Source organism: Pararhodobacter sp. CCB-MM2, from assembly GCF_001691415.1.
In the GTDB taxonomy this organism is placed as follows: Bacteria; Pseudomonadota; Alphaproteobacteria; order Rhodobacterales; family Rhodobacteraceae; genus Pararhodobacter.
Genome location: NZ_LRRR01000037.1, coordinates 25,950 through 36,801, shown reverse-complemented (window position 1 = coordinate 36,801; position 10,852 = coordinate 25,950). Strand labels below are relative to the sequence as shown.

Annotated in this window: 1 protein-coding gene; it reads right to left on the bottom strand. The window is 59.3% G+C overall.

What is annotated here, in order from left to right:
• Positions 1-9,883: peroxidase family protein (locus BCY78_RS21875; protein WP_139103276.1), on the bottom strand; the 9,883-nt coding region annotated here is incomplete at its 3' end.
• Positions 9,884-10,852 lie beyond the last annotated feature (969 nt).

The following is a 10,852-nucleotide window of genomic DNA, read 5'->3' as shown; positions in this document are numbered from 1 at the left end:
CGTACAGAACGTCCTGACCATCACCGCCCAGCAGTAGATCAGCTCCGCCCCCGCCTCGCAGGACGTCGTTGCCGCCTTCACCGCGCAGCACGTCATCGTGCTCGCTTCCTGCCAGGCTATCGCTTCCAGCACCGCCAAGCGAAACAACCGATGGCATAGAGACAAGCTCTTCCTCGACCGGGGTGTCCACAACGGGCGGAGCCGCAGGATCCTCAACCGCGGGCTCTTCACCCACAGGATCGGTCACGACAGGCTCTTCCTCGGCCGGGGTGTCCACAACGGGCGGAACCACAGGATCCTCAACCCCAGGCTCTTCGCCCACAGGATCGGTCACGACAGGCTCTTCCTCGACCGGAGTGTCCACAACGGGCGGAACCGAAGGATCCTCAACCGCAGGCTCTTCGCCCACAGGATCGGTCACGACAGGCTCTTCCTCGGCCGGGGTGTCCACAACGGGCGGAACCGAAGGATCCTCAACCGCAGGCTCTTCACCCACAGGATCGGTCACGACAGGCTCTTCCTCGGCCGGAGTGTCCACAACGGGCGGAACCGAAGGATCCTCAACCGCAGGCTCTTCACCCACAGGATCGGTCACGACAGGCTCTTCCTCAGCCGGAGTGTCCACAACGGGCGGAACCGAAGGATCCTCAACCGCAGGCTCTTCACCCACAGGATCGGTCACGACAGGCTCTTCCTCGGCCGGGGTGTCCACAACGGGCGGAACCGAAGGATCCTCAACCGCAGGCTCTTCACCCACAGGATCGGTCACGACAGGCTCTTCCTCGGCCGGGGTGTCCACAACGGGCGGAACCACAGGATCCTCAACCGCAGGCTCTTCGCCCACAGGATCGGTCACGACAGGCTCTTCCTCGACCGGAGTGTCCACAACGGGCGGAACCGAAGGATCCTCAACCGCAGGCTCTTCGCCCACAGGATCGGTCACGACAGGCTCTTCCTCAACCGGAGTGTCCACGACGGGTTCATCAACCACAGGAAGTGCAGGCGTCACACGGTCCTCAGCCGCGATGTCAAAAATCAGCTCATCGAGACCAGTAAGGCCTGTGTTGCGCATCACAATCTCTGCGAAACCTTGACCCTCAACAAAGTTGGCATAGAGATCGAAATTCTCCAACCGCGGCAGATAGTAGAACCGATCACCTTCCTGCAGCCGGTCAAACTGCTCGTGCATGATGACCCAGAACGTCTCACCTGCGAGACCGCCGTTAATCTTGGCTTCGGCAATACCACCAACCCACAGATCCAGGCGATCGATACCAGCAACCGTCCAAGTGCCATCCAGATTGTCATGCAACTGGATATCCGGATTGACTGCCGCGAAGCTGCTCACTTCTTCTTCACCCGAAAGGATCAGGTCCGGATACGCGGCGCGGAATTGATCCATGACAGCATCGGACAGGCCGTTACGCTCCTGGAAATCTTCCCAGGACACATACGGGGTAAGGTCGCCGCCAGCGAAGCCCACCGCTGCAGAGACATACGGGTCCGTCGACGCCATGAGATCGGCACGAACCTGGTTCAGCGTCCCAAGGCCGAGGTCCCAACCCCTAGCCACGTTGAAGGCAAACAGGTCAGCACTGATCCGGACAAGGTCATTACGCACAGCATCGACAACCTGGACATCGACCTCTTCGGCTGCCTGCTGCGTGATACCACCCAGCACCGAAGCTACGCCCAGCTGACTGTAACCCGGCTGGGGCACATAGCCATATGTAGCGAGTGCCTGCAGTGCCGCCACGCCTTCCAGTGCAGGCATGGGGCCGGCACCATCCAGATCGACCACGAAGGCAGAGGCGTCGTTCGTCGGGTTTAGGAAGGCATCGAACAGCGGCACCTCGATCAAGGCACCATTCGCATCCATCACCGAGATGGTCTGGCCGATCATGGTATGACCGATACGATAGGCCGCCCCTGCAAATTCATGGCTGATGCGGGCATCGACTTCCGGATTGTAGGCATCAAAACCATGGTCGCCGTTGCCCATGATCCCCTGACCACCCAGCAGCTTCTCGGCAAACTCGGTGAACACAACGCGCTGGTACTCAGCCTCGTTGACAATCTTGGCGGCCTGGAACAGCTCCTCAGGCGAGATCTCTATCCCGTTGTTAAGATAGACCTCTGCCAGCTTCTCAACGTGATAGTTGTGGTTGCGCGCAAAAACGGTGTGCATAGACGTCAGCGCCACATTCTCATTGGCCCGCCCATCACCCGCCACCATGTGGTCGAGCAGATCGATATAGGGGTTCGAGTCGATGAACAGCGGCCAACCTTCGCCCATGAAGTTCTCAGCCAGCGACTTGACGGCCGCCCGGTCAAACTCCCCATTCTCCGCAATCAACGTCGGATAGAACTCAAGCAGCGTCATGCCGCCCTCACCGAGATGGGGTGCCTTAAAGACCGTCCCTGCCTCGATGTGGTGCTCAAGCGCAGCTCGCAAGGTCGGCAGAAGCTGATGCTCCGGCGCCGACGGATCAGGTTCGCCAAGCATCACCCGGGCGCCCAGCCCACCAACCCCGTCGCTCTCGCGAAGCAGCTGCCCGATCAGGCTCGAGGAACCATAAACCTGGTTCTGATCCACGAACGGCGAGGTCAGGTTCATATGCTCAGGCACGCCATCCAGATCTGCGCCCACGACAGTGGCACGGGTCAGATCCGCGGGGTTGTCCACACCAGGGGTACGAGCGCTACCCGGCCCACCGATCTGGATGCTTCCTGCCCCTCCCTTGGGAATGAACGTCAGACCATGATCAAAGTACTGCGCAAACGACATGAAGAAGGTATTCGCCATGGTCGATTGGGCCGTCCCAGGATCTTGGGCCCCGATAGCGTTCGAAATGGCCCGCGGATCAAGACCCTCAAAGATCGGGTTGATCAGGCCAGCCCCCGTCTCCTCATCAACGCCGGCATAGCGAGCATCCGTGATGCGAATATAGGGCTCCGCAGCGGCACCATAGCCTGGGTTGTCGATGTTGTTGTCTTTGCCCGGCAGATCACGCACACCAAGCGCCGCACCACCATCGTCATTTCCGTCCGGAGACACACCACGGACGAGGTTGAGCAGACCAGCAGCGTCTGCCTGCGTGAACAGGTTAGGCCCATCCACAGGCTCGACCGCCCCCGTAGCCGTCACAACTTGCGGCAGCGCGTCAAGCGAGCCTGCAAACGTGATGCTCGATCCCTCTGCCGTAAGCGTGACAAGACCGGTTTGAGGATCCTCACTCGCCACATAGCTGGCCGGATCGATCCCCTCAGGCGCCTCAATCACGTCTTGCGCCCGCAGCGTGCCGACCACCATGTCGTTGCCACCCGCAGTACGGAACAGGATCCGGTGGGCAGAAGACAGCGCACTGATGTCGACAGTTTCATCCCCCGTCGAACCATTGATCGTGATCGTGTTGAGCAACAGATTCGTTCCGGTGAAGTCACCAAAGATCTCGACACGGTCATTGTCCGTGAAGAAACCACCGCCGTTGGTGTTGATCACGATCTCCTCAATCTCGCGCAGCTCTGCCACGACAATGCTAGAAAAGACGGTGTCGCGTGTAATGACAATTTCCGTACCGTCCGCAACAGTGGTCCCCCCCGTCGCCTGCCAGGCTGCAAGCGTGTAAATCCGGTACGTTTCGGCGCCGTTGGTTCCGTTCACGATGAACGTATCCCCAACGACACTTTCCGTCCCACCATCAACGATGTCTCGGCCATCATTGGCAGCATTCCAAACGATCACATCGTCACTGCCACCCGCATTGATAGAGTCGTTGCCGCCATTGCCGTCGATCAGGTCACCACCGGCGCCACCTGTCAGCGTCGTGCTGCCGTTGCCACCTGTAATCACCTCACCAACGACATCGCTTGCCGCAGAGAAGACCGTGCTGACCACACCGTTCAAGTCGGTAACCGTTGCCGCAACACGTAGCTGAGGCTGCGCACCAATATTGCCCGCAGGCGGCGTGAACGAAGTCCCCGTCGCACCCGTAATGTCAGCCCAGGTAACGCCACCATCCGTCGAGGATTGCCACTGCACCGTCAACGTGTCGATACCGTCCGCATCCGCAATGGCCGAGAGATCTACCGTGAGCGCTTGGGTCTCCGTCGGAGACTGGTCGCTCAGCACCGGGGCACCCGTCACCGTAGAATCCACAGGTGCACCATCCGAGATGCTGATCGTGCCGTCGGCAAACTGCAGCAACTCGATATTGAAGAGCCGGTCACTGCCTTCAAGGTCGCGATTGCGCCCCGTTGCCGGATCGATCGAAAGATCAGCCCCAGTAACCGGATCCACGAGCCCGACACTGGCGGTCAAATGCGTCACCGTCACGCTGCCATCATCGTTTGCAACGATCTCGTAGTTCTCACGAATATCCCAGAAAATGGCCGTATCCACATCGTCAGCGGAAGCCTCGTTGAGGATCTCACGCACGATCGACAGCTGACCCGGGGTAATATCACGGCTGAACAGCAGGCTCTCAAGGCTGCGACCGCCAAACAGAACCTCTCCCGTTTCCGCATCGGTCACCGGTGCGATGAGCTTGTCAGCCGTTGCCCAAACAGCGCCCTGAGCATCAGCAATACCAATCCGGACATTGAGGTGCTTGTCGCCGTCAATGATGTCGTTGCCCGCGCGCCCTTCAATCCGGTCCGAACCGGCACCACCCAGCAGGATGTCCGAGGCATCGGAGGTATCCATGACCCCAATCTGCACCTCATTGGTCGTGCCGTTGGGATGGCGGATTTCGAAGCGCTCAAGATGCGCCACCAACTCGCGGAGCCCCGCAATCATGTCGATGTTCTTCTCAAGCAAAGCATTCGAGAAGGACTCGATCGGCGCACTGTCATTGACTTGGATGGCATTGCCATTCACGTCATACGCCCCCAGCACTGCGTCACGGCCCCGCAGGGTGTCATCGTGGTTCCAGCCCGAAAGGCCTTCAACCAAATCATAACGGTCCCGCAGGATGTTGTTCTGCTGATTGACAAAAATCGAGATATTCATGTCCGCATCAGCCGCGTAGTTATTGCCCTGGAATGTCGTCCAGTCAAAACCCGCCATGCCGTTGTTCCGGTTGATACCGATCCCCTGAACCATGATGTCATCGCCCGATTCCGCATCGAAATCGGTGTCGTTCTCACCCGAGTGCATGACATCGTGGCCGATAACGCGACTGTTGAAAAAGAGCTCGGAGTTGTCACCGGTGAGGGTGTTCATGAACCCCTGCCCTTCCATCCAGTCGCTGCCTTCGTTGCCATAAACAACGCCACCGCCACCCGATGCCGAGCGAATGAAGTCATCTCCTTCACCACCAAAGATGCTCTTGGCTTCCGAACCACCCGACAAAACGTCCTTACCGGACCCACCGAAGACCAGATCAAGTCCCATACCGGCATTGATCACATCATTGCCGGCCTCGCCCTTGATCACATCCGCGTCGCCAATATCGGTGCCGCTATCGGTGATGACGTCATCGCCATCTCCTGCATGGATATGATCCACGCCAAAACCGCCCTCGATATCGTCATTGCCGGCGCCGCCCCAGATCCCGTCGTCGCCCGCACCCCCGATGATGGTGTCGTTCTCGTCCGTTCCGCCAAGCACCACGTGCTCACCACCGTGGAAGCGAATGTAATCAATGTCGCCATCACCATCGACGTCAACACGCGTCACCAGATTGGGCGTACCATTCACTGCCGCTAGAACATCCGCCTCGCGGATCGGATCTGCGTTCCCGAGGCCCTCATTGTATTGAAGCGCCTGGTTCATCTCGATCACGTAATCCGCGGTCTGGAACGCAGCACCATTGATATGCAGACCCAGATGCTCCGTATCCGTGTTGCGCGTCACCAAATCGGCAAAGCTATCGCTCTCCAGCTGCGTCAGCAGGTTCATGCCTTGGGTCCGGCTGAGGTAGTAGAACCGATCACCCGCCTGCAGATTCTCAATTTGCAGCTCGAACACGAAAGTGAACGTCGAGCCCAGCATGCCACCAAACGGCATCAGCGCCTCGGCAAGACCACCAATCCAGAAATCGACCGTATTCAGGCCGCTTTCTTCGTCCGCCCACACGCCTGTGCCGTTGAGATACTCAAGACGGTCCGCAGGCGCACCCTCGCCGCCAAACACAAGTGCCCAGGCCGCATCTCGCTTCTCTTCCGCCGTCACCGCCGCAAGCACCGTCTCATGCGTGCCATAAGCCGCAATGAAGTTCACGATCGACAGCGGGTTCTTCAGATTAGCCGCGAAATCGCTCCAGCTCTCATACGGCTTTAGGTAGGTGTCATTCGTCTGTTCAAAGATCTGGCGACGCGCTTCATTCAGGGACGGAACACCCGTTTCGCGGGCGCGCGCCATGTTCAGCGCCGCAAGGTCGAGCGGCAAGCCCACCAGATTGTCACGCAAGGCCGACGTCATGAATTCGTCGATCTCGTTGCCGGCCTGCAGGCTGATACCCCGCAGGATTGCCCCGGCCGCGGCATGTGCATCGACACCTGCCTGCGTAAACCCAATCGGGTTGAGGAAAGCTTCAATCAGGCCGGTTTCCGAAACAGCCGCATTACCCTCGGCATCAACATTCAACATCGGGATCGTCTCGTTCAGCATCGAGTGCCCGAAGCGATAGACGACCTGTGCGAACTCTTCATAGATCGCACCGTCAATCTCCACGGAGTTGGAGAACACGAAAGGATCAATCTGCGGAGCAATCGCGCGCACGAACTCTTCAAAAACGAGGTGCTGATAGACCATCTCGGTCGAGAAACGCGACGCCTGGAACAGGCGCTCCCCATCCCATACCAAAGCCGTCAGATCATCGCCTTCTGCGACAGGCTCAAGAAGCCATTCATTAAGGAATGCGTAGTCCACCACACCCGTTTCATCGGGCGACGTCAGCAGCGCCTTGATGGCATCAATCTGACGGTTGTGTTCCCCATGGAAAACGGTGTGAACCGAGGTCAGCGCAATGTTCTCGTTGCCTCGGCCATCCCCGACCACAAAATGCGCATCGAGGAGTTCGTTGTCGTAGGTTTCGTTCTGACCAAACTGGTTGGGGATGATCGGGTTGCCTGCAACCTCGTCCGTATCTGCGGTTTTCTGAGCCGTTTCGCCCGTCGTGCGGTCAACAACATAGGTGCCGGGCACTGCGTTATGAGCGATGTCGTCCAGGAAGGCACGACCAGCAGACAGGCCCTCCATCGCCTGAATAGGGGTCTCCAGATTGCCCTCGACCGGGCCATCCAACGTCATGAGCTGTGGCAAGCCATTCTCGCCGCGAACAAACTCACCATAGAGGTCGGTCACGAGCAGCGGCACACTGTGGACATTTTCATCGCTGAGCTCGATGCCGAGCTTCTCGCGCGCCTGCTGTTTCACGTCCGCCCAGGTGGGAGGGCCGCCTGCTTCACCTTCCAGCATCTTGCCCGAAGCCATAGGCTTGCCATCGACCATCACGTAGTCGCGCAGGAAGACCTGGTGTGACGGGTTCGACGTGTAGAGCTGGTTGAGATCCGTCCAAGGCGTCGTCTGGTTGCGATGAGCACTGATATCGTCGGCCGTCCCGATCAGGCCGTCAGCGCCAGGATCGTTCGTCGCACGTGTCAGGACCATGAAGTTGGTCGGGCTGTTCGGAACGTAAAGCGGATCGTCGGGATGCAGCGGAATAATCACATTCCCGTTGCCGCCCTTCGACGTCAGATCAAGGCCATGGTCGAAAAACTGCCCGAAGATCGTCATGAAGCCGTTGAACGACGCCGTATCGCCCAAGTCCGCGGCAATGTTGCGGATGAACACATTTTCGCCGTCCATCTCGATGCCGTGCGAAGCAATCAGCGCATCCAGAGCATCGCTCGCCGCAACAGCCTCCGCCTCAGCCGCAGCTGTCGCATCGGCCCCTTGGGGGATCGACGCCAGAGCCACATCCGCGTCCACACGCGCCGCATCGGCCGCGTCAAGAGCCGCCTGAGCATCGGCCTCTTCAGCGAGCGCCGCGTTCAGCACCGTCTGTGCCTCGCTCTCTGCCGCAGTCGCCTCCTGCAGTTCAGCAACAGCAGCGGCATAAACCTCATCTCCAGAGGCCGCGTCTGCCAAAGCCTGTTGCGCTGCTGCGAGATCCAACGCTTCCAGGGCAGCCACCGCGGCAACAGCGTCGCGAACGTTCGTTGCCGTCGTAACAGCCGTCTGCGCTTGGTTTACGACTTGGGCTTGCGTGTCGACAGGACCCTGAGCGAGCACCAACGCCGCCTCTGCATCAACGGCAGCCGTTTCTGCAACACTCAAATCCTCTCGAGCATCCGCAACGGCCTGGACGGCCGCATCATAAGCCTCCTGACTGAAGTTTGCTTCGCGGTTTTGTGCATCCAGCAAAGCCGCTTCAGCGACAGCCAAAGCGTCCTGAGCCACAAGAAGTGCTGATTGAGCCCCCGCATTCGCCGTCGCCGCAATGTCACGCAGGTCCGAGACACGGGTCAGCTCTGCAGTCTCCAGAGCAAGGACATCCTGAGCATCCGTCAACGCCGTCGCCGCAGCCGCAGCGTCCGCATCAGCATCCTGGTCAGCTTGCAGTGCCGCATCATACTCCGCCTGTGCGGCCTGATTGGCGTTATAGGCCTGAGCCAGACGGGCAACAGACTCAATATCCGCAGTATCAAGGCCTGCAACCGCCGCATCATACTCGGCCTGCGCCGCATCCCGTTCGGCCGTCGCTTGATCAAGATCGGCTTGGGTCTGCGTCGCGCGTGCATCTGCTGCAGCTTTTTCCGCCGCCCTCTGGTTCACGAGAGCTTGGACAGCATCAACCGTCAGCTGCTGGTCATCGACGGCCTCCTGAGCCGAGGCCAGAGCCGCAGATGCACTGTTTGCCACAGCCTGCGCGCTCTCAACGTCAGCCTCCGCATCAGAAACCTGTTGCGTTGCAACACCAACCGCCTCGGGGTCATAAGCAAGCGCGGCCTGCACTTCCAAAGCAGCGGCCAAAGCAGACTGGGCATCAGACACGACCAAGGCCGTCGCATCGCGCACGTCAAGGGCTTCATCACGCAGCCCCTCCAAGCGCGCAAGCTCGTCCTGCTCGGTCAGAAGCGTAGCTTCCGCTTCGCTCAATGCTTCTTCAGCCGCCAGAACATCTGCATCCGCAACATCGACAGCCGCCTGCGCAGCTACTACCGCCGCATTGAGAGCTTCAATATCCGCATTCGGGGCCGGGAGTTCAGACAGCGCCAGCTGAGCTTGAGCCAGCCGAGCAGCCGCCGCATCATACGCCTCTTGAGCCAACACCAGCGCCGCGTCAGCCTCTGTGACACGCTGTTGCGCCGCGGCCTGATCCGTTGCCGCCAGATCGACAGACGCTTGCGCCTCCGCTGCCGCAACCACAGCCGCCGCCTCAGCTCCCGCAACAGCCGCACGAGCACGCGCCGCTTCGTCCTGCGCCGCCATGATCTCCTGCACAGCCGAAAGCTGCGCCGCCCCCGTCACCCCATTTACGGCGAGAGCCGCTGCAATCGCGGCAGGATTGCTCAACGTCTGATCGGCAACAAGGTTAGAGATCACGCGCGGCTGAGAGTCATAAACCGTACCTGTCGGATCTGCATAGCTCGTCGGAGCACCTGTCCGAGGTGACGCTTCAGCAGGGTTGAACACAGGCGTCAAAAGTCGGGCCATGACTTCGTCTGCAGCCCCAAAACGCTCCATACCGGGCTGGAAATTGTTGAAGCTACCATCAACAGTACGAAGGCCGTACGGCAGCAAGGGGCTCGAAACCAGCTGCGCAAGAGCCGCTCCCGGGTCCATGCCTTCTTCCTGGACCAAACGCGTATGTTCTTCGGCAAGTTTTGCCTGGTCGAGAATGTGGACGAGATCGTTCTTGTTCAGGGTAACCATGTCAAACCTCTCAAAATGATCGGGCGTCACGCGCCGCAGAAGCCACAAGGCGCAAGCCTAGCCTTGCCCAAGAAACGCCATAGTTCCGCCATCTTTGCGAATCCCAAAGGCCAACAATCACTCAGACCTAAGCACTCAAATCACTCAGACCTTGGTCCGAAGAACCCCGCGAGTCGCGGAGCGCTGCGCGCTGCAAAGCAGAGCTCAATCAGGCACACGACGCTGATCTCTCACGCCTCAATGGCGGACATCACACGCGAGTGGGGAATTCGACGACACGCGACGTCACCGCAGCACCTCGGTGGGCGATGGAACTCCTTGGCCCAGCAACGAGATCTCCAAAGGCCATAGTGCCCACGCAGGTCTCGCCTCAAAAGAACGAAACGGCCGACCGATACCGCGCATTGGTAAGCATCTTACGAGGGGGCTGCCCCCCCGCACACGGCATCCAAACCCCTCTCATGCCCAACCACGCAGCCTAAGACACCACGGAGCATGTGAGGCGAGAGAAGAGGAGCGATGCGTACATTCGCCCCCCATCTGCCGAGTGGGTTGCTTGAACAATCTTGTCAGCGCTCTGGCAACGGTGACCCATGTCAACGCCCCTCAGGACAGGCGCGACACATCAGCCCTCGCAGCGTGGGCACAAGAAAAGCACATAATATTATGATATGAATTATGTTTTCTGCTCGAAATGTACTCGCACCGCATAAAATTCGACACTTCGTCCAAGATCCCCTTTAGGAATGTCTTAAAGAAATCAGCCGTAATCCATTCTGGACTTATTGATCTGAATTTTTCCTCGGTGCCGCTGCTTTGTATACACCACGGACCCGAGACTTGGCGTTTCTGAACGGATCGCCATCCCCCAATGGCCAGAACCGGCCAATACCTCAGCCAAAGTTGTCCGCTGCATCAAGAGCTGCGCCGCTTGAGCGCGCTTCTTGTTCGCAAGGATCCACCTCTGCG